Origin of the sequence: Xylanibacter caecicola, assembly GCF_013166515.1 — a bacterium.
Classification (GTDB): domain Bacteria; phylum Bacteroidota; class Bacteroidia; order Bacteroidales; family Bacteroidaceae; genus Prevotella; species Prevotella caecicola.
On the sequence record NZ_JABKKJ010000022.1, the window covers coordinates 1 to 22,322 of the forward strand.

Below are 22,322 nucleotides of genomic sequence, written 5' to 3' on the forward strand. Positions count from 1 at the left end.
TTTGTTATAGGCGGCAAAGGTATCAAATGAAATCGTCGTGAAATCGTCGCGCTCGAAAAATCTCTGTAACTAACTAAATTTCAAACATTTCAAAGAACTATTTTGGATTTTAATGGGACAGCAATGAACATTTCTATAAATTAAAAAAATACCCTTCCTTTAAAGGACACCTATTTTTTTAATTCTCGCGTATTTTATAAAACTGCTGTCAACATCTGTCACACAGTAAGTGATTTTGTTATATGATGGCTTATATTTCTTATTAATTTTGCAGACGTACAGTCCCTGCTTGTTAGTGCGACGGTACATGTCGCCGGTGAAGCCTCTTTGTTTCCTCCGCCCCTCATACATACTACGTACCCCTTTAGGGGTACTACGTATTAGGGGGGAGAACAAAGCTTCACCTTGCGAAGATGCAAGTTAGTATGTTGTTGTAGCAGGCGATAAGATAATATTATGCAGTCCGGTCTTCTATATCTGATATAATTCATCTAAGTAGATGTCCGAAGTTAATTATTATAATATTATATACGTTTAATTCTGGACATATACTTAATGAAGTCATCTAAACTTTATGAAGTCATCTAAACTTTTATGAGATTCAATATTTGCTTTTATTTTTTGAGGTTGTTTTTGCACTTGAAGAGGGAGTGTAGCGGGCTACTCGACCGATGAAAGGGTAAAAACAGACCAAAAAGAAAGGTGAAGATTGGATTTAGAAGATATAAAAGTTAAAGATTTTTATTCGTCATAAAAGTTGAGATGACTTCAATACTATGTTTAACGTGAAGGTGACGGTGTGATTTGTTATATGATTTGGGAGGATGTCTTTCATTTTTTTTGAAAAAATTTGCATTTGGAACTTTTTTGTATTATATTTGCAAGAAACATTTTTCTAACTAAATATACGTGAAAATCATAAATTAATTATGAGCGAAAAAAGAGTTTACACTTTCGGCAACGGTAATGCCGAGGGAAGAGCAGACATGAGAAATCTGCTTGGCGGAAAAGGAGCCAATCTTGCAGAGATGAACCACATTGGTGTCCCTGTTCCTCCCGGATTTACAATCACTACGGATGTTTGTAACGAATATTTTGAAAAAGGCAAGGACGAGGTTGTAGCCCTGCTTAAGGACGATGTACATGCCTCGGTTCATCATATTGAAAACCTGATGAACAGTAAGTTCGGCGATGTGGACAATCCACTGTTGGTGAGCGTGCGCTCGGGTGCCCGTGCTTCTATGCCCGGTATGATGGATACTATCCTTAACCTCGGACTTAACGACGAGGTTGCTGCCGGCATGGTAAAGAAAACAGGCAACGACCGTTTTGTATATGACAGCTACCGCCGTTTCGTGCAGATGTACGGTGATGTGGTTCTTGGCATGAAACCTGTCAACAAGGAAGATATCGACCCGTTTGAGGCGATAATCGAGAAGGTGAAGGCACAGCGTGGCATAAAGCTTGACAACGAGCTGACTGTAGACGAACTCAAGCAGTTGGTGGCAGAGTTTAAGGCTGCCATTAAGGAGCAGACGGGCAAGGACTTCCCGACAGACCCCATGGAACAGCTTTGGGGTGCAATATGTGCTGTGTTCGACTCGTGGATGAACGACCGTGCGATACTCTACCGCAAGATGGAAGGCATACCTGCAGAGTGGGGTACGGCTGTCAATGTACAGGCAATGGTCTTTGGAAACATGGGCGACACTTCGGCTACGGGCGTATGCTTCAGCCGTGATGCGGCAACGGGAGAAAATCTCTTTAACGGAGAGTATCTTGTAAATGCACAGGGCGAGGACGTTGTTGCCGGTATACGCACTCCGCAGCAGATAACAAAAGAAGGTTCGCGCCGCTGGGCAAAGTTGCAGGGTGTCACGGAAGAGGAGCGTGCTTCCAAATATCCGTCAATGGAAGAGGCTATGCCCGAGATATATGCAACTCTCGATGCTCTTCAGAACAAGCTGGAGAAGCATTATCACGATATGCAGGACATGGAGTTCACCGTACAGGAAGGCAAACTGTGGTTCCTCCAGACACGTAACGGCAAACGTACCGGTACGGCAATGGTGAAGATAGCTATGGATCTTCTTCGTGAAGGCGAGATTGACGAGAAGACAGCACTGTTGCGCTGCGAACCGCAGAAGTTGGACGAACTGCTTCATCCCGTATTCGACAAGGATGCTTTGAAGAAGGCAAAGGTAATCACACAGGGCTTGCCCGCTTCTCCGGGTGCGGCATGCGGACAGATTGTGTTCCATGCAGACGATGCACAGAAATGGCGTGAAGACGGTCATCGTGTGATAATGGTGCGTATTGAGACTTCTCCCGAAGACCTTGCCGGTATGTCTGCTGCAGAGGGTATCCTCACCGCTCGTGGCGGTATGACATCGCATGCAGCCGTTGTTGCCCGCGGTATGGGTAAGTGCTGTGTGTCAGGTGCAGGTGCTATCAATGTGAACTATAAGAACAAGACCGTAGAGGTTGAGGGCGTTGTATACAAGGAAGGTGACTATCTGTCGCTGAACGGTTCTACCGGACAGGTTTATGCAGGCGAGATTCCTACAAAGGCAGCCGAACTGTCGGGAGACTTCAAGGCTCTTATGGATCTTTGCGACAAATATACGAAACTGCAGGTGCGTACAAATGCGGACACTCCGCACGATGCACAGGTTGCTCGCTCGTTCGGTGCAAAGGGTATTGGTCTGACACGTACAGAGCACATGTTCTTTGAAGACCAGAAGATTGTCGCCATGCGCGAGATGATTCTTGCCGATAATGTGGAAGGACGCGAGAAGGCACTGGCAAAACTGTTGCCTTATCAGAAGGCTGACTTCAAGGGCATTTTGGACGCAATGGACGGATGTCCGGTTAATATCCGCTTGCTCGACCCGCCATTGCATGAGTTTGTTCCCCACGACTTGAAGGGACAGCAGACCATGGCAGACGAAATGGGTGTAAGTGTTGAGGAAATACAGAAGCGTGTTGCAAGTCTTGCGGAGAACAACCCGATGCTGGGTCACCGCGGTTGCCGTCTTGGTATCACATTCCCCGAGATCACGGCAATGCAGACACGTGCAATCCTCGGTGCTGCATGTGAACTGAAGAAAGAGGGTAAAGATCCGAAACCTGAAATAATGGTTCCTCTTATCGGTATCCTTTATGAGCTGAAGCAGCAGAAGGAGATTATCATGAAGACAGCTGCCGAGGTGTTTGCAGAAGAGGGTATAGAGGTTGAGTTTGAGGTTGGTACGATGATAGAGATACCGCGTGCCGCACTGACAGCAGACCGTATAGCTTCTGAGGCCGAATACTTCTCGTTCGGAACAAACGATCTTACCCAGATGACATTCGGATATTCGCGTGATGACATCGCAAGCTTCCTGCCGGCTTATCTTGACAAGAAGATATTGAAGGTGGATCCGTTCCAGGTGCTTGACCAAAACGGTGTAGGACAGCTCATCGAAATGGCTGTTGAGAAGGGACGTGCCGTTCGTCCGGGAATGCGTACCGGTATTTGCGGCGAGCATGGCGGCGAGCCTTCTTCCGTTAAGTTCTGTGCAAAGGTTGGCATGGACTACGCTTCATGCTCACCGTTCCGCGTGCCTATCGCACGCCTTGCTGCGGCGCAGGCTGCTGTGGAATAAGAGAACAGTATTGATGTGATATAAAAATAGGCTGCAATGTCCTCTTGGGGATGTTGCAGCCTATCTTTTGTTGTAGGTCGGAACGTTTGTTTCTATTAATGGTTACTTCATCACTGCATTATACAAATCCTGATACGTTTTCACCACACTATACATCACTTCTCCAGTACTGATAGTAGCAAAATGACGGCGGGCACACTCTATCTTGGCGTCTTCTGCTTTTCTTAATTGCGATACTTCGATGTCGTTGCCTTTTGTTTCTGCTACAAAATAGATGTGCTTTGCACTTCCTTCGCGGAAAGCTACCGCCCAGTCCGGATTATATTTACCCATAGGAGTATTGATATAGAAGCCATTCGGCAGTTTAGAATAAACCACTACGTCATTTTCCTTCTCCAGAGATTCGGCAAAAGACTTCTCAACCCCTTGACTATCTACTACCACAAGGTCGTAAAGCGACTTTTGGCTTTCGATGGCATCTTTTCCTAAAGTGCCACGCAAAGTTGCTTCTTCAAAGATGTTGCTATCAAAAGTGTGGTCGCGCTTTTCGTACTTAATGTGCTGTATCAAAGAAATAGCCTTACAGTCGTTGATAATTCTTCCTGTCTTGATAATAAACTCCTCGGGATTGAGCTTGAATTGGTGGAAGGTTGCCGGAGCAATCCCTTGCAAGATACTGACAATAGTCCGACGGGTCAAACCTGTTATCTGCACCAGCTCACCGATAAGGTCGTAGGTCACATTGCCACCTACGGCTTCGGTCACGCGAATGGTCTTTACTTTGGCGGCTGACATGGCTGCACCGGCTTCCAGTTCCTCACGATTGCGGATGTCCTCCATCGAACCGCTTTCTACCACGATGCGGATTTCTGTTACATTCAGGTGCTTGTCCACTTCCTCAATGGCGTTCTTGATAAGTTTGGAAGTATCAAAGTTTACGTTGTAGTAAGTGCGTGTATTGATGCGTTTCCACAACTCTTGCCACTCCTTTTTATAGAATTTGCTTGCAATGAATGTCGCTTTTTTCTTCTCTCTACCATTGGCAGGCTTGTAGTCATCAGGGTTGAATACTTTGTCGAGTTGCTTGACGATAAACGATTTCATACAGTTCTGTTCCCCGAAGTTGAGTATACCGGCTTTTTTCTCATCAAAATACTTTTGGGTGAGTCTGCCTTTCTTTACATATCCTTGCGCTATCAGTTCCTCGTGAATATCAACCGCCTGTTGGGTGGAGATTTTTACGAAAGCACCAGTTTCTGTCTGTGCCATTGCATCGGTAAACAGAGTGGCAGTTACCACTACCGGGCGATTGTCGCAGGCTTCGGCTATCTCTTTCTGCAATTTCTTTGCAAAGTCATCGTAGCTTTCACTGGCAATAACGGTCAGAATGTTGGTATCAAATACCGCATCGCCTAATACATCGGCATCCTGTCGTTCTCCATTGTCGTTGACACAAAGGCGCATACCGCGTCCCACCTCCTGTCGCTTCTTGATTTCGTTGGCAGTATCTTTCAGCGTACAGATTTGGAACACATTCGGATTGTCCCACCCCTCCTTGAGTGCCGAGTGAGAGAAGATGAAACGTACCGGACAATCTTGGCTCAACAGACGCTCTTTATCCTTCATGATTAAGTTGAAACCACGTTCCTCGTTTTCTCCTTCTTTTGCTTTAGACTCTACGCTGACCCCTTTCTTGTCTATTGAGAAATAGCCGTCGTGAACTTGGTCGCACGCATTCTTGGGGTCGGAAAGAAAACGTGTGTAGGCTCCATCGGTAAAGGTGGGCATCAACTCTTGTACGGCTTTGTGGTATTCTTCCTCAAACATTTCTGCGAATTTTCCTTTCCGCACACCCTCTTTGTCGTAAAGACGGTAGTTGTCCACGTGGTCGATAAAGAACAAAGAAAGTACCTTGATATGTTTCGGGAACAATTGGCGTTCGCGTTCCAAGTGCGTCTTGATAGTCTCACGGATTTGTTGGCGGCGAACTACATCTTCGTTGATGGCTCCTGACATATCTCCCTCGTGCAGTGTCAAGCCATTCAGGAAATGAACAGTACCGGTCAGACCGTCAATACGCTCCACAATATAGTTGTCATCATACTCTTGCAAGCCGCCGCTCTGTTCTTTCAGGTTGAAACGTTCGTCCACCAGGCGTATCACTTGCCGGGTACCACTGTTCGTTTTCATATCGAAGCCAATCCGGGCTTGCGGATTCCCTTTGGTAATGACAATCTCATCCAAATAGACATAACCGTTCGTGGCTGTAGAGCCAATCTGATGCACACCTTTTACTTCCACTTTCTTCACCAGTTTCTTGTTGTAGGCATCAATGGCATCCAAGCGGAACACCATATTATATACATCATTCTTGCGGTGTGTGGCACTATATAATAACTTGAAAAGGGGATTGAACAGCCGGATGCCTTTTCGGGTAGCATTTCCTTTGTCCGTGCCCAATACACTTTGCGGCTCGTCAATAATCATGATGGGATTGGTCTTTGCCAAGATGTCTATCGGGCGGCGCGAACCGAATTCGTCACGTCGGGAAAATATGATACGTGCCGCGGCATCTCCGCCACGTCCTTCCTTGTTCTTTTCCTCGTTCATCGAAGCGTTGAACGCTTGCGTATTGATAATCATGACGTGAATGCCACAATCCTGCGCAAAGCCGTCAATCTTGGAAAGTTGTTTGGAATTGTAGATGAAGTATTGCATCCGTTTGCCATACTCACCGGCAAAGTGTTCTGCCATACTCTCGAAACTCTTGTAAACACCCTCCCGGATAGCGATGCTTGGTACTACGATTATGAACTTCGACCAACCGTAGCGTCGATTCAGTTCGTACATGGTTTTGATGTAGGTATATGTCTTACCGGTACCTGTTTCCATTTCGATGGTAAAAGTCAGATCTTCGCCCTCCAAATGTTCTATGGGTTTCAAGCCTTGTGCCATCTGTATGGAGCGTACATTTTCGCCGATGCTTTCCCGGCTCAATACCAGTGGAGCATTGCCAAAGCCTTCCACTTCATAGAATCCTCTGTTCTTGCCTTGATCCACAAGGAAGTTGCTCAACCCATCGCTTTTAAGCTGTCCTTGAAACACATCCGTCACGCACTTGGCTGCTTCCGCCTGAAAGCGTTGGTGCTTGTATTTAATCTTCATTGTTGCCATAAAGTAACTGCTTCAATTCTTCTTTGGTTGGTAAATAGGTCATATATTTAGCGGCAAAAATCTGCTTCTCGTCTTGTGGCAACGTGTATTTCACCACAGTGTCGTTCTTCTCGGCACAAAGTACAATGCCTACAGGAGGATTATCTCCTGGGTTCATCAGTTCTCGGGTATAGTAATTGACGTACATCTGCATTTGTCCGATGTCTTGGTGTGTAAGTGCATCTATTTTTAAGTCAATCAACATATAGCAACGAGCCGGGATATTGTAAAACACAAGGTCGATGTAGAAATGCTGCCCGTCGAGTGTGATACGTTTTTGACGTGCCACGAAACTATATCCGCGTCCCAACTCCAAGAGAAAGTGCTGCAATTTGCTGATAAGCATCTGTTCCAAATCGCCTTCCAAGAAATGTTCTCCTTGTTTGATGCCTAAGAACTCCAGGATGAAGGGGTCACGGATAATTTCTCGTGGCGTCCATGTTTTCGGGGCGGAGGTTTGTATCTCTGCTTTCACCTTGTCCTTATCACGGCTGGCAAGCATACGTTCATAAAACATAGTGTTGATTTGGCGTTGAAGTTGTCGTACACTCCAGTTTTCTGCTACACATTCAGACAAATAATAGTTTCGGGCTGTTTCATTTTCCACTCTTATTAAATGCCTGTAGTGCGACCAACTCAATTTATCACACACTGTGTGGCGAATTGGATAATACAAGTAGAACTGTCTCATATAGCGAATGTTAGTAGTAGAAAAACCGCCACCATATTCTGCCGTCAAACGTTTGGAGAGGCAGTCGATAATCCCCTTCCCATATTCTGCTTTTACATTTCCTGCCTGCTCATATTCTACTATGTATTTACCGACTTGCCAATAAGCTTCTACGGTAGCAGCATTCACCGTTTGGGCTATTTGCCGCCGTGCCTTATCCAACATCTGTTTGATTTGCGCAAACAGTTGCTCTTCGTTATAGCCTTGTGGGGTTAATGATTCATTCTTTCTCATATTGTCCTCCTTCCTTACCCATATGTCCTATGCGTTTTATGGAATCCAGATAATCCCGTTCTACATCGCTAATAGTGCGTTGCTTGTATTTCCGATATTCATTGGTGGCGTGTTCCATAGCGTCCGCGTGCGACACACTGCCGGAACCTTGCAGGAGTTGTTCGCCCGACATCGTAAGAATCCGGTCCAAGTAGTTCGCCCAGTCGTTCATGGTCATCGGTTGCTCCCGTTCGGCTTGTCGTTCTGCAAAGTCCAAATATCCGGAAACCAACTGTCCCATGGCACGAAGTTCCTTTGCGTCCAAATAATTCTTAGCGGTACGGGCTTCCACCAATGTAGGCTGATTGCCTTTGAAAGTAAGAAGTCCCATAAAGTCCTTTTCCGCATCCGCACGTTCCACAATCAATTCCGCCGCCGTATGCCCGTGTATGGCATAGTGTATCTTGTTCTGTACTTTCTTGAAGAACTCTTGCGACACAGAAGCTCGTGGATCGTAGTCGATGCTTGTGGCATAGATTTCCAACACTTGACGATATATCACCTTTTCTGTGGCACGTATATCCCGGATGCGTTCCAACAGTTCCTTCCAATAGCCGCCACCTCCCAGTTGTTTCAAACGGTCATCGTCCAAAGTGAATCCTTTAATCATATACTCCTTTAACCGTTGGGTTGCCCATTGGCGGAAACGGGTGGCAATGATGGAGCGCACACGGTATCCAAGGGCGATAATCATATCCAGATTGTAGAAAGTCATTTCTCTTTCCACTATCCTCTCTCCCTCTTCCCGAACCTGTCGGAATTTCCGACAGGTTGCTTCTTGAAGCAACTCTCCTTCCTCATAGATATGCTTTATATGCTCGACGACATTTGTTCTGGACGTTTGATACAACTCGCACATCTGTGCTTGTGTGAGCCATAACGTGTCCTCTTCCAGTTTTACGTCTATCTTGGTAAGCCCTTTGCTATCGGTGTATATAAGTATCTTGTTTTCTTCCATAACTGCAAAATTAAATCACCTTGATGTTCTTGAATGCTTCATCGTCCGTCCAATCCATCAACTGCTTGAATTGCTCGTAGATGTTTATCTTTTGAGCGTCTTGCGTGAAGCAGGAGTCACGGAAGAGTACACGTAGCGGTGTCTTTCCTGCCATAGCTGTTACTACACTGTCGGTTATGTCTTTGGAGAAGCAGGCTACCAAGTCACCGTCGTTCACGGTGTAAATGGTGCATCCATCTACCGTTTCGGAGATCATTGGCAGGTCGAGTGCTACACCCCAAGCAAGCATTGCTCCGAAAAGCAAATCTAAGTCGGTGCGATCTGCCTTGATATTGTCGGCAAAGAGGGCAAGCTGGTCTTGGTTGTACTCTTTGGGTGACTTTGAAACTTCCTCGTAGTTGCTTTCGTCCAGACGGAATACACGGAAACCGGTATCAAGGTCTTGGGTTGTCAAAGGGGATTCTTCTTTGATTTTCTTTCCGGCACGACGAATGCGTTCTTTGCCGATTTCGGGAATGGTTGCATAATCTTGATTCTTTTTGCTTTCACTCACTTCTTCTGGTAGTTGTACCATTATGAATTTGCAACAAGTGCTTTTTTCTGCATTCGTTTTCATTAAAGCGTGAGCTGTAGATGCTGAACCTGAAAAGAAATCAAGTACAATAGAATTCTCTTGCAAATTGGCTAAAGTGATTAAACGCTGCATAAGTCTAACAGGCTTAGGACCATCAAATACACCTTTATCTCCGAACAATGAAACGACCTCCTGAGCACCTTCTTGACTATGTCCCACTTCTTTGTAAAAGAGTATGGAAGTGGGTGCCATACCTTCAAATTTCAATTCTGATAGAAATCGTTTAATTCTGGGAGTGTTATCTCCATTGGGTCCAAACCAAATGCGATTTTCTCGGAGTCTCTCACCGAAAGCTTTCGGTGAGAGACTCCAGCAGCGTCCTGCTGGAGGCTCTACGACACGCCCCGAAGGGGTCGTGATCGGATAATCACAAGCGGAATTATATGTTTTAACAGAAATGTCACTTGACATCCAAGGACCTCTTGGATCATTGTCTGGATTAGAATACCGAGCGTTGGCTTCTTCTGTTCTGGGTAATCTTCCAATAGTAAAGTTATTTATATTTTTAGCGTACATCACAATATAATCATGGCTATTGGATATAAATTTAGCATCATTTTTAGGAGAGAAAGCTCTTTCCCAAACCAAGGTTGCTACAAAATTACCCGCCCCAAACACTTCATCACAAATATTCCGCAAATTCCTTACCTCATTATCATCAATTGAAATAAAGATAACTCCATCTTCTGTAAGTAACAACCTCGCCACAAGAAGCCGAGGATAAATCATCGAACACCAATCCGAATGAAACTTACCATTTGAATCTGTATTCTTACGATAACGAAGTCCCAATTCATCCACATTGCCAGCCTCCAAATCCTCTTCGGCAGCAGTGCGAGCAAAGTCATCATCGTACACAAAATCATTACCCGTATTGTAAGGTGGGTCAATGTATATCATCTTCACCTTACCCATATACGAACGCTGGAGCAGTTTCAACACTTCCAAATTATCACCTTCAATGTATAGATTCTTAGTATTCTCCCAATCTACGGAGTCTTCCGGCACAGGGCGCAATGTCTTGTCGGTAGAGCGTGCGGCTTCGGCTTTGGCAGCATTCTTGCCTACCCAAGTAAACTGATAGCATTCTCCGTCACTATCACTCTCTATCGTATTATCTCCTAAGAGCCGACGCAATGCCTCGAAGTTTACCTTTCGGCTTACTTCGCCTGTCTTCGGGTCACGTGCTTCGGTAAATACCGAAGGGACTATTTGGTAAAGAGCCTCTATATTGAGCTGCGCACCATCGGCTGATTGTAATTCCAATTTACTAAATTCCATATTGTTATAGTTTTATTTTCAATTAGTTTGTTAATCCTGCTTTTTGATTGACGAGTTAGGTGTTAACTTTACAGTTCCCTCGTTTTGTTTTATTGGGATATTGCCACGATTAATACCTGTTGTTTTTGTACAAATGGCATCTTTGATTTTTACATTCAAAGGATCTTTAATTTCCAATGGATCTTTTATCTGATTGTTATAAATTGCATTTTTTATAATATTGAATTGCTCTGAATCTATTTTTTGAGATGAATATCTTTGATATGCACCAAAGCCAACAGAAAAAATAAGAGAAATAAATGCAATTATAAAAGATTTTTGGCTCAATCTTGCAGATTTTAATGCAATATCCATTTCTTCCTTATGTTTTCTTTCTTCTAATGTTTTGAAATCATTTTCGACATAATCTTTAGCTAATGGCAACGGGTAAATTATGCCTTCTCCATATTTATGTAGGTCATTTGCAAAATCAAGATTTATATTTTGAATTCTATTTATTTGAAAGGGTATCCACATATTATCATCTATTTTCTCCAATGGGATTTTTTTATTAGACTGACAATTTATCATATCCCTTAAGTCTTCATATTCCTTAGGCTCAAATTCATCCGTATCTTCCTTATATGTGTATTTTGTTCTGTCATATAAAATACTAAATTCACGATTTTCTTCTTCTAAAGAAAAATGTTGAATAGCAATAAATCCTAATGTTTCCAGCTCCTTTATGAAATATATATAGTCGCAAATATCCAAATATAATCTTTCTGTTTTGGCTATTTCTTCCATAGACTTACCGCATCTATGGTACAATGAAACTTGCGGTTTACTGCCATAAGTCCATTTTAGTGCAAAGAACTCAAATTTTTCACGCAAGAGTTTGGCCACTTGCAAATCTCGCATTGCAATCCTTCCTTTTTGCTTGGCTTCAACTAACTCTGCAATCCATTTATTTTCTTGTTCTGTAAATATTCGCATATCTATTTCTAAAACTAAAATGTTTGATTATTATTGATTGTATGCTTGATTTTATCAATTTCTCTTTGTAGCATTTCCAACTCCCGTTTCAAGTTTCGCGCCTCTGCATTGAGCTGCATCTGTCGGTTGAACTGTTTCTCAGCTCTTACCTTCTTTTGCAGAACTTCTACTGTTTGTTGCTTTTGTGCTAACTGTTGTTGCAACTCTATGATGCGCTTGGTGTCGGCAGCATTGGTTGTGCCAAAGCCCGAAATCTGTCCGGCAAACGATTCATATACCTGATCTAAGTTTGCCCCCTCAATCGTCAGTTGCAGTGCTTCGCAATCCGTCCAAGTTGTTCGGAACGACCGAATGATGCGAAACGTACCTTTGCTTTCGTCTATCCACTCTTTGTAGTTCAGCAACAGGCGGTAACGTTCTTCAAACTGCAATACAAAGAGTATGTGACGTGGCATCTGCTTGTCGATGGTGAGGAACACATCATCGGGCACATCCTCGCATTTCAACGTGACATGAAAGACAGTAATCTCATGCACCGTCTTTCCATCCTCTACATGGAGTGTTGAAGGTGCCAACTTTGCTAACCATAGGATACGGTCTATATCCTCCACAAAGCGGGCTTTCAACCTTGCATTGACATCCAAGTGCCGGTAAAAAGTCGTTTTGGAAACAGGCTTGTTGACGAGGGTTGCTTCTGGTAATCTAAGCATATTATGCATGATATTTGTGCAATTTTATATAGTTTTATTTCTATGGCGTTCATACGAATCCCATAAGAATCTAACTAAAGTTATACTGCTTCCAACGGCAAGGCTTGCATGTCTTGGCTCAAGTCCAGTAAAAGTACTTGCTTTACCATGTCCACTTCCGTATAAATTTCTAAGTTCGGATATACCTTGGGCAATAGCTTTTAAGTTCCCTAAAACTTGTTTTATGGATTTAGCACCTTTTATTTCATCTGATATTTGTTTGGGCATAATACTAAATAGTTTAAATGTCTCATCAACTAATCTTGGCATATCCCAATCCTTATCTGTGATACATTCTTCCTTTTCAAGTATTGTTTTACAGCAACTTTCGATTAATTCTTTTGCTTTTCCAATGGCATCTGTTGGATTTTTATCCTGCATTTTTACCATCAAATCTATTTGCGTGGATATGTAATCACTATTGAAAACTTCTTTGAGTTTTACAGCTTCAACATCTACTATAGTAGTTGCATTTATTCTGTCTAGAATTGAACGACATTTAGTGTAAGCGACAGCATATTGTTTATTGTATTGCTTATCGCTTTCTTTTTGAGATGATGATTCATAATGTGTAATCAAATCATTAAATAGTTTGATTATATCTTGTTCAGATGCTTGCTTTACATAAGCAATCAGTGATTTTCCTTTTGATAAATGATATGTTGCACAAAGAGGAACTCCTATACTTTCATATGTAAAAGTATCAAAATCTGTTGTTGTGAACTCCAACACATATCCATCTCTGTTGAGGAAGTTTAAGAATGTTCCTATTTCGGTATTTGATATTTTCATTTTTATTTAATTATTAGAAAACAAACTAACTCAAAATCGTCCAACCCCTTTATTTCGCCCTGCAAAGCTGAAGTTTCGCCCAAAGAGAAAAGACTCTCAATGTCGCTCTCTGTCTTGACCTCCACAATGCTTTCAATTGCCGATTGAAGCAAACTGCTGTATCGTTCCATCTTGCGTCCGTCCTCTGTCTCTTTGTTGAGTGCGGCACAGAGTGCAGGATTATGCTCTGCTTTGTTTTTACAGGCATAGCGCATCACATCAAGCAACTGCTTGGGGTGGAGATGGTCGAAAACAACTTCGCCGTTGTCGGAGAGGTAGACCATGTAAAACGGATGCAACAGGTTCTTGCGGTCGATGTTCACCGCATTGCTTCGGTTCTTCAGAATAAAGATTACACCCGGACGAACCATTGGGCAACTCTCGACCACAGCACTCATGCCCATAGGGGCGTGTTCTATATCGGGATGCTCTTTCATGTAAGATAGCAAGTCCAATCGAAATTCATTGAGTCCCAAGTCCATGATGTTGATACCCGTATCCATGTCTTCAATATCCACTACCGCTTCTTGCAGCCGTCGCAACTGGTTGCGTCGGTATTCCAAATCTCCCTTTTCGTTTACACTAAGCAGGTTATCATCGCCCGTAGCTGTGAGTACGGTAGCCTTCATGCGGCTCTCCACACGTCCTTTCAGTTGGATGTATTCGTCCAGCTCCATATCCGGCCAGTAGTTGACCAGTTGTATCTGCTTGTTGCGAGAGCCGATACGGTCGATGCGCCCGAAGCGTTGGATAATGCGCACCGGGTTCCAATGAATATCGTAGTTAATCAGATAGTCGCAATCCTGCAAGTTTTGTCCTTCAGAAATGCAGTCAGTGGCTATCAACACGTCAATCTCTTCAGTGGCATGAGGATGAAGGGCGGCACGGTCTTTGGACAATGGCGAGAACCAAGTCAGCACATTGTTGAAAGAGAGCGGAAACTTGTGGAGAGTACAACGCCCTTCTGTCGTACCGGTGATAAGTGCCGTATGCAGTCCGCATTCCTCTTTAATCCGACCCGCCAATTCCGTATAAAGATAATCCGCTGTGTCGGCAAAAGCGGTAAAGATTAGCACTTTCTTGTTTTGTCCGTTGATGGGATGTGCGAATTTCTGTTTCAAATCTTCGATAAGTCGCTGTAACTTACTGTCGTGTTCCGGTGTAATATCTTTCAATAAAAGGAGAAGAAGTTCCAGCTTTTCAAGGTCTGACTTCAAGTCGGTGCGCCAGGACACATAGTCCATGTCGCGCAGATTGATTTTCGATTTGCGCGTGGCGAATACATCAGTTTCGCTGTCGGCCGAGTCCAAGTCCTCGGTGAAAGAGGCTACATCAAAGGTGCCATTACCACGCTTTTCTTCAAATTGGTCGATAGCGGCAATTGTTTCCCGGATATACTCACTTATGCGAGTCAATGTCAGACGGAAAGAATTGACACTACTTTCCAATCGTTTCAGCAGATTGGTTGCCATTAGTTTTCTCAATCCTTTTTCCCGTCCGTCGATGGAAAGGCCATCGCCGTCAAAGTCGATGACGTAGTTGTTCCTCACACTATCGAAAAGATAGAGTGAGGGGGTATAGATAGCTAAATTCAACTCATTCAGTTGTTCGGCAATGTCCCGGAAGTTGATGGCATGGTCGAGGTCTGTCAGTTTGGGACGACGTGAGAGCGGAGCCAATCGTGTGGGAAACTCACCGATGTCTTTGGTATCATAATACTTCACAATATGGCTGCGGCTACGGGCAATGGTAACGGCGTCCAATAGTTGGAAGAAATCGAAACTGAGGTCGTGCAACAATCGTTCCGTAGTCCGTTCCTGCACTTCCAGCTTTGCCCATCTGTTATACACCGTCTGGGCATTACGGAATATATCGTCAATGTGGCGGTCTATATCCAGTTCGGCATTGATATTCTCCGCCTTGCCTTCGTAAGCAAGTTGCAACTGATTTTTCAGGTCGTTGAAGCGGTTGTTTACGGGGGTGGCACTTAGCATCAGTACCTTTGTCTTAACCCCTTGTCGGATGACACGGTTCATCAAACGCTGATAGCGATTTTCTTTCTTGTCGGAATCCTCGTCTATGATTTCATTATCATCCACATTGCCGCCATTGCGGAAGTTGTGGCTTTCGTCAATGACAATTAAATCATAATTACCCCAATTGATGTGTTCCAAGTCAAGTCCGTTGCTGATGCCTCGGTCGCGTGACAAATCCGAATGGAACAAAATGTCGTAGCGCAAGCGGTCAGCAGCAATCGGGTTATTCTTGTAATTGGCTCGGAAAGTCTGCCAGTTTTCATTCAATTTCTTGGGGCACAATACAAGCACGGACTTATTGCGGTTCTCGTAATATTTAATGACCGCGAGAGCGGTGAATGTCTTTCCCAAACCTACACTGTCCGCTAAGATACAACCGTTGTATTTCTCCAGTTTGTTGATGATGGCAAGAGCGGCATCGCGCTGGAAATTGTAGAGTTTGTTCCAAATGATACTGTTCTTGAATCCGGTACGTTCGTTTGGTAGAACATCCTCCGAAATATCTTCCAGAAACTCATTGAAGATATGATAAAGAGCAATGAAGTAGATATATTCCGGTGCATTCTCTTGATAAACCGTTTCGATGTATTCAAGGATGCGACCGGTTACATCCGAAAACTTCTCATCGTTGTTCCATTGTTCGTTGAAGATGGCAAGATAGGCTTTGGCTGTGGGGGTAGGAAGCACGTTGACCATGTTGTATACTTCATTACCTCGCTCGCATCCCAGTTGGGTTGTTGTAAACTCATTGAAAGGCAGATAGACATATTCCGTTTCCTTTTGGACATGAAGAAAGCCGCCCATTTGCTCTTGCGATGAATTGGAGCGGAACTTGACTTTCTTACGAATCCATTCGGCACACTCTTTGGCAATGGCTTTTTGCGACAGCTGATTGCGCAGCCGCACTTCAAAGTCCGTTCCATACAGATTGCGTTCCCGATTGAGCTTCGGGATATAGTATTCGCGTTTCTCTTTCTTTGTTTTCTCCTTGATAAAGGTCGGTGATGTGAATATGAAACGAAGTCCTTCCACATTTTCCAGTTCTTTTTTCAAGGCTTCAAACGCATAAATGGAAAACGAGGCGGCAGCCACAGATATGCGACTCCCTTTGGATAACCGTACTTTCAGGTCATCTACCACGCATTCATGGATGTTATCGATAAGTTTGGGCTGTTCCATAGATCTACTTGTATAGTTTGCTTATAAATGAAACATTAAGTTTATTTCAACGAGCATAACAGGTCTTTCATGCTAAGCACGTTTTATTATTAAGGCAAAAATAATCAAAAAGCCTGGAACATTCAATAATATTTTAAGGAAAAGAGAAATGTATCTGCGGATAACGCCAAATATTTCCATAAAGAAAGAGACTGCGTCGTAAATACACGACACAGTCTCTTGTTGTTATTGGTTATTTAAAAGCTTATGCTTCTTCGCTCCAATCCATCTTGCTCATGCGTACATAGCTCTGATAACGCTTCTTAGCCATGTCTTCGCAAGCCTTGAACAGGTCGGCAGCCTCGTTGGGGAACTGCTTCATAACTGAGAGGAAGCGAACCTCGCCCTTAAGATAATCCTGGAAGTTCTCCCATGCCGGAGCCTTAGAGTCGAGCGTGAACGGATTCTTGCCTTCCTCCTCGAGAGCCGGGTTGAAGCGCCACAGGTGCCAGTAACCGCAAGCTACGGCTGCTGCCTCTTCTGCCTGTGCCTTGCCCATGCCCTTCTTCAAGCCGTGGTTGATACAAGGTGCGTATGCGATGATGATTGACGGTCCGGGATAAGCCTCAGCCTCGCGGATTGCCTTAAGGCACTGAGCCTGATCAGCACCCATTGCAATCTGTGCAACGTATACATATCCGTAGGTTGTTGCAATCATACCGAGATCCTTCTTGCGAACGCGCTTACCTGAAGCTGCGAACTTGGCGATAGCGCCGAGCGGAGTAGCCTTAGAAGACTGACCACCTGTATTTGAGTAAACCTCTGTATCGAGTACGAGGATGTTTACATCTTCGCCGGAAGCGATAACGTGGTCGAGACCGCCGTAACCGATGTCATAAGAAGCACCGTCACCACCGATAATCCACTGTGAACGCTTAACGAGATAGTGGTCGAGCTCCTTGAGCTTCATACATGTCTCGCAACCCTTCTCAGCACCGGCAGCGATGAACGGACGAAGTTTTGCAGCAGCAGCCTTTGAAGCATCTGCATCGTCCTTGCCAGCCAGCCACTCTTCAGCGGCAGCCTTGTATTCAGCCGGGCACTCAGGATGTGCGGTAGCGTCTTTCAACAGTTCTGCAATGCGTGCACGCATCTTCTTGTTTGCCAGTGTCATACCGAGACCGAACTCGCAGAAGTCCTCGAACAGTGAGTTTGCCCATGCGGGACCCTGTCCCTTCTCGTTTGTTGTATAAGGAGTTGAAGGTATTGAACCTGAATAGATTGAAGAACAACCTGTAGCGTTTGCAACAATCTCACGGTCGCCGAAGAGCTGTGAAATCAGCTTAACGTAAGGAGTCTCACCACAACCGGAGCATGCGCCGGAGAATTCGAAGAGCGGAGTTGCGAACTGAGAGTTCTTCGGGCTCTGCTTGATGTCAACCAGATCCTGCTTGCTCTTGACATTCTTAACGCAATATTCCCAGTTGGCAGCCTCATCGAGTTCGCCTTCCAGCGGAACCATCTGAAGAGCCTTGCCACCTGCCTTAGGATTACCCGGACAAACGTCAACACAGTTGCCGCAACCCAGACAGTCCATAACGCCAACCTGCATGCGGAACTTCATGCCCTTGAGTGCAGCCGGAGCCTTGATGTCGAGTGTTGTAGCGTTGATACCTGCAGCCTCTGTCTCGTCCATAACGAACGGACGGATACAAGCGTGAGGACAAACGTATGCACACTTGTTACACTGGATACAGTTCTCGGGTGTCCATGTAGGAACGAATGCTGCCACACCGCGCTTCTCGTAAGCGGCTGTGCCCTGCGGCCATGTGCCGTCTTCGATGCCCTTGAATGCAGATACGGGCAGCAAGTCGCCGTTCTGTGCGTTGATAGGACGTACAACCTCGTTGATGAATGCAGGGTCGTTGTTCTCCTTAACTGCGTCAGCAGGCAGGTTAGACCATGCAGCGTCAACAACAAGTTCCTTGTACTCGCCGCCGCGGTCAACAGCAGCATAGTTCTTGTCAACAACGTCCTGACCCTTCTTGCCGTAAGACTTGACGATGAACTTCTTCATCTGTTCTACAGCCAGGTCTACAGGAATAACACCTGTAATGCGGAAGAACGCACTCTGGAGGATAGTGTTGGTGCGGTTGCCCAGACCAATCTCCTGTGCTATCTTGGTGGCGTTGATGTAGTATACCTTAATATTATTGTCTGCGAAATACTTCTTTACCTTGTTCGGCAGGTTTGCAACAAGTGTGTCGCCCTCCCATATTGTGTTGAGAAGGAATGTACCGTTCTTGCGCAGACCGCGTGTCACGTCGTACATGTTGAGGTAAGCCTGTACGTGGCAAGCCACGAAGTTAGGTGTGTTTACCAGATATGTAGAGCGGATAGGCGTGTCGCCGAAACGCAGGTGAGAGCATGTGAAACCTCCGGACTTCTTCGAGTCGTAAGAGAAGTATGCCTGGCAGTGCTTGTTTGTGTTGTCGCCAATAATCTTCACAGAGTTCTTGTTTGCACCTACAGTACCGTCTGCACCGAGTCCGTAGAACTTAGCCTCGAACATACCTTCGCCGCCGAGAGCAATCTCTTCTTTCTTGGGAAGTGATGTGAATGTCACGTCGTCTACGATACCGAGAGTGAAGTGATTCTTCGGTTCGTTGAGTGCAAGGTTTTCGTATACTGAGATAATCTGTGAAGGTGTCGTGTCGTTTGAGCCGAGACCGTAGCGTCCGCCAACGATAACAGGAGCGTTTTCTACGCCGTAGAATGCTTCCTTGACATCAAGATACAGAGGTTCTCCGTTTGCTCCCGGTTCTTTTGTACGGTCGAGAACGGCGATGCGCTTTGTTGTCTTGGGCACTGCAGCGAGCAGGTGCTTTACAGAGAACGGACGGTAGAGGTGTACTGAAACGAGACCTACCTTCTCGCCCTGGGCTGTCAGGTAGTCAATAGCCTCGCGTGCTGCCTCAGAAGCAGAACCCATCAGGATGATAACGCGGTCTGCATCTTCTGCTCCGTAATAGTTGAACAGTCCGTACTTGCGACCTGTAATCTCCGAAATCTTCTCCATATATTCCTCTACGATAGCAGGAACTGCATCGTAATAAGAATTGCAAGACTCACGGTGTGTGAAGAATGTATCCGGATTTTCTGCCATACCGCGTGCAACAGGGTGCTCGGGTGTGAGGGCGCGGCTGCGGAACTCTGCCAGTGCCTGCTGGTCTACCAGCGGAGCGAGGTCGTCGTTCTCGAGCATCTCTATCTTCTGGATCTCATGAGATGTGCGGAAACCGTCGAAGAAGTTTACGAACGGTACGCGGCTCTTGATTGTTGCGAGGTGTGCAACACCAGCCAAGTCCATAACTTCCTGTACGGAACCCTCTGCCAACATTGCAAAACCTGTCTGACGGGTTGACATAACGTCCTGATGATCGCCGAAGATACACAGTGAGTGAGAAGCCAGTGTACGTGCCGATACATGGAACACGCAGGGCAGGAACTCGCCGGCAATCTTGTACATGTTAGGTATCATCAGCAACAAACCCTGTGATGCTGTGTAGGTTGACGTCAGGGCACCTGCCTGCAGAGAACCGTGAACGGCACCTGCTGCACCGCCTTCAGACTGCATTTCCTGTACGAGAACGGTCTCGCCGAAGATGTTCTTACGACCTTGAGCAGCCCATTCGTCCACATACTCTGCCATTGTAGACGACGGAGTGATGGGGTAGATGGCTGCAACCTCCGAGAACATATACGAGATATGTGCTGCGGCCTGGTTGCCATCACAAGTAATAAACTTTTTTTCTTTTGCCATTTTAATAAAATATTAATGTTAGTGTACTGTGTTTTTATGTTTAAAAAAGAAATCCCAATAACCATAAAGGTATCTGGTTTCCTTTTCCCACTTCTGTATTATACCGTGCATATATGACGTCCTGGCTTATTCTTGTCTTGCCGGAATTGTTTGCATCGCATATCTTAAATCTCTTTGTGCCGTCCACTACATAGAAGTTGTCCTTGCTCCCCTGATTTACCTTGTGGTCTTTCCACATGGAGTTGACGAAGAAAGTCTCCATTACATCCTGTCTTTTAATCTGTATGGGGTAAATGGCATACATGAGATTGGTGTTGTGCATCATTACCTTCGACGGCTTTTTTGGAAAAGACTGTCCCTCGGGGTATATGATGTTTATCAGTCTTGCATCGGCAAGATATTTGATATAGTTCATCACTGTTGCACGGCTTGTTTCTATATCGATTGCCAACTGGCTGATATTGGGGGCTTTCAATCCGTTTACCGCCAGCTGGTAGAACAGTTTCTTTATTTTCGTAAGATATTTCAGTTCTATCTGTTTTATCAGCAGAATGTCCACTTCTGTCATCATATTCATTGTCTTGAGCAGGTTCTCCGAAAAGTTGCGATGCTCAAGAAAGAACGGGTAAAAACCATGATGCAGGTAGTCTTCGAAATATTTTAGAGGAGATACGTGGGGCAATATGGTACGTACAATCTGTTCGTGGTTGCCCAATATTTCATCAAGAGAATATGCCGGAAAGTTCTTTCCTGTCTGAAGGTTGATAAATTCGCGGAAAGAGAAGCCGCGCAGATTGTAGCTCTTTACTATTCCGTTCAGTTCCGGATTTTCCTCTTTCAGACGCATTACGCTGCTTCCCGTGAATACTATCTTAAGATAGGGGTACAAATCGTAACACATTCTCAGCTCCTTGCTCCATTCTGGTTCTTTGAAAACCTGGTCTATAAGCAGCACTTTGCCCCCTCTCTTGTAGAACTCCCCTGCAAAGTTGGCTATGCCCCTTCCTTGAAAATAGAAGTTGTTCATGTTTATATACAGACACTGCCCGTCGTTTGCCGGAAAGTATTTCTTTGCATATTGAAGAAGGAATGTTGTCTTGCCAATTCCGCGCGTCCCTTTGATGCCGATCATACGGTCGTTCCAGTTTATTTCATCCATAAGCATGCGATGAACCGGAGCGTTCGTGTGCTCGACTAAATATTTGTGCGTGCGAAAGAAAGCGTCCATTACGATTTAATTAGTTTTTCAATTGCAAAGATACTATTTTATTCTTTATTTGCAAACCATACATTGCAAAAAAACATTTTTATTGTTGTTATTTCCATATACTTCCGGGAGTAAAGGAAGCAGGGGGATAAAAGATGTAAAGGAGTGAAAGGAGTGGGAAACAAAAGGTGTCTGCGCTTTCATGATGTAACATATTGTAACGCCATGTTGTATGAACGGTTGCAATGTGTCATGAGGAAAACGTTCGTGGTTTTTTCTGAAAGAGATGTTAACGCTTCTTAAAACGATGCTTCGCTTGCCAAAACCGCGCGGAAAAGTTTGCGATATGCGCCATTTTGCAGTGCAAAAGGGCGTGTTTTGCATCCTAAAGTGCGGCATATTGCACCGTAAAGTAGCTACCTTCAGCCCCTAAAACGGCATATATTGCATTGAAAACCGGCATTTTTCATGGCGGAAAAGCACTGTTTTGTTGCACAGATATGAGATTTGTCACATAACGAATTGATACATAGTGTATTATCTATGCATACTGATTTTGCCCGTCTTTACGGTTTTTCGAGATTTTATTTTCAAATCTTCTCCGTATATAGAGGATATGGGAAATCAGAAAGAAAGGGAAAAGATGTAATATGTGACAATGTGATTTGTAGTGTCGTGGATATCTTTTTTTAGAGGTTTGTTAGTTTTGTAAAGACCCATTATGTTTGTTTTAAGGTGTCCCTTCTGCAACGTAAAAATATTCAATCCTTTTTATTAGTTTCACTTTTTTTGTTATTACCTTTGCAT

11 protein-coding genes are annotated in these 22,322 nt (G+C 44.6%); 1 reads left to right on the forward strand and 10 read right to left on the reverse strand.

The features are described 5' to 3' along the window. The first annotated feature begins 929 nt into the window (after positions 1-929). Positions 930-3,647 carry a pyruvate, phosphate dikinase gene (ppdK, locus tag HPS54_RS10435; protein WP_172345395.1) on the forward strand — a complete coding sequence of 906 codons (2,718 nt, stop codon included), beginning with the start codon at positions 930-932 and terminating at the stop codon, positions 3,645-3,647. Between the two features lie 102 nt (positions 3,648-3,749). Here ppdK and HPS54_RS10440 read toward each other — a convergent pair whose 3' ends face one another. From HPS54_RS10440 to HPS54_RS10485, 10 genes are all read right to left on the reverse strand, one after another. Beyond that, entirely contained in the window at positions 3,750-6,812 is a 3,063-nt protein-coding gene (locus HPS54_RS10440; RefSeq protein WP_172345427.1) for a restriction endonuclease, read from the reverse strand. Continuing rightward, a complete protein-coding gene (locus HPS54_RS10445) occupies positions 6,802-7,824 on the reverse strand; it encodes a PDDEXK nuclease domain-containing protein (protein ID WP_172345396.1) in 1,023 nt (340 codons plus the stop codon). The genes HPS54_RS10440 and HPS54_RS10445 overlap by 11 nt, the downstream gene beginning before the upstream one ends. Further along, positions 7,811-8,821: a virulence RhuM family protein gene (locus tag HPS54_RS10450; RefSeq protein ID WP_172345397.1), complete on the reverse strand. Its 1,011-nt coding sequence runs from the start codon at positions 8,819-8,821 to the stop codon at positions 7,811-7,813. Before HPS54_RS10450 ends, HPS54_RS10445 begins: the two co-directional genes overlap by 14 nt. A gap of 10 nt (positions 8,822-8,831) precedes the next feature. Then, the gene (locus HPS54_RS10455; protein ID WP_172345398.1) at positions 8,832-10,736 is read right to left on the reverse strand and encodes a site-specific DNA-methyltransferase; all 1,905 of its coding nucleotides are present in this window, start codon (positions 10,734-10,736) and stop codon (positions 8,832-8,834) included. A gap of 30 nt (positions 10,737-10,766) precedes the next feature. Then, positions 10,767-11,711 carry a hypothetical protein gene (locus HPS54_RS10460; protein ID WP_172345399.1) on the reverse strand — a complete coding sequence of 315 codons (945 nt, stop codon included), beginning with the start codon at positions 11,709-11,711 and terminating at the stop codon, positions 10,767-10,769. A gap of 14 nt (positions 11,712-11,725) precedes the next feature. After that, the gene (locus tag HPS54_RS10465; RefSeq protein WP_253951991.1) at positions 11,726-12,421 is read right to left on the reverse strand and encodes a DUF4391 domain-containing protein; all 696 of its coding nucleotides are present in this window, start codon (positions 12,419-12,421) and stop codon (positions 11,726-11,728) included. A 24-nt stretch (positions 12,422-12,445) separates the two neighbouring features. Then, positions 12,446-13,252, reverse strand: coding sequence for an abortive infection family protein (locus HPS54_RS10470; RefSeq protein ID WP_172345401.1), 807 nt, complete (start codon positions 13,250-13,252; stop codon positions 12,446-12,448). A gap of 2 nt (positions 13,253-13,254) precedes the next feature. Further along, on the reverse strand, positions 13,255-16,506 hold the full coding sequence (locus HPS54_RS10475) for a helicase-related protein (protein ID WP_172345402.1): 3,252 nt from the start codon (positions 16,504-16,506) through the stop codon (positions 13,255-13,257). Positions 16,507-16,750: 244 nt separating this feature from the next. Beyond that, positions 16,751-20,308 carry a pyruvate:ferredoxin (flavodoxin) oxidoreductase gene (nifJ, locus tag HPS54_RS10480; protein WP_172345403.1) on the reverse strand — a complete coding sequence of 1,186 codons (3,558 nt, stop codon included), beginning with the start codon at positions 20,306-20,308 and terminating at the stop codon, positions 16,751-16,753. 40 nt (positions 20,309-20,348) lie between these two features. Continuing rightward, a complete protein-coding gene (locus HPS54_RS10485) occupies positions 20,349-21,536 on the reverse strand; it encodes an ATP-binding protein (protein ID WP_172345404.1) in 1,188 nt (395 codons plus the stop codon). Positions 21,537-22,322 lie beyond the last annotated feature (786 nt).

Bases quoted from the DNA above. Each gene is read 5' to 3' on its own strand.
- HPS54_RS10440 (WP_172345427.1), bottom strand. From the start codon at position 6,812: ATGAAGATTAAATACAAGCACCAACGCTTTCAGGCGGAAGCAGCCAAG.
- HPS54_RS10445 (WP_172345396.1), bottom strand. From the start codon at position 7,824: ATGAGAAAGAATGAATCATTAACCCCACAAGGCTATAACGAAGAGCAA.
- HPS54_RS10465 (WP_253951991.1), bottom strand. From the start codon at position 12,421: ATGCTTAGATTACCAGAAGCAACCCTCGTCAACAAGCCTGTTTCCAAA.
- HPS54_RS10485 (WP_172345404.1), bottom strand. From the start codon at position 21,536: ATGGACGCTTTCTTTCGCACGCACAAATATTTAGTCGAGCACACGAAC.
- HPS54_RS10450 (WP_172345397.1), bottom strand. From the start codon at position 8,821: ATGGAAGAAAACAAGATACTTATATACACCGATAGCAAAGGGCTTACC.
- HPS54_RS10460 (WP_172345399.1), bottom strand. From the start codon at position 11,711: ATGCGAATATTTACAGAACAAGAAAATAAATGGATTGCAGAGTTAGTT.
- HPS54_RS10455 (WP_172345398.1), bottom strand. From the start codon at position 10,736: ATGGAATTTAGTAAATTGGAATTACAATCAGCCGATGGTGCGCAGCTC.
- nifJ (WP_172345403.1), bottom strand. From the start codon at position 20,308: ATGGCAAAAGAAAAAAAGTTTATTACTTGTGATGGCAACCAGGCCGCA.
- HPS54_RS10475 (WP_172345402.1), bottom strand. From the start codon at position 16,506: ATGGAACAGCCCAAACTTATCGATAACATCCATGAATGCGTGGTAGAT.
- HPS54_RS10470 (WP_172345401.1), bottom strand. From the start codon at position 13,252: ATGAAAATATCAAATACCGAAATAGGAACATTCTTAAACTTCCTCAAC.
- ppdK (WP_172345395.1), top strand. From the start codon at position 930: ATGAGCGAAAAAAGAGTTTACACTTTCGGCAACGGTAATGCCGAGGGA.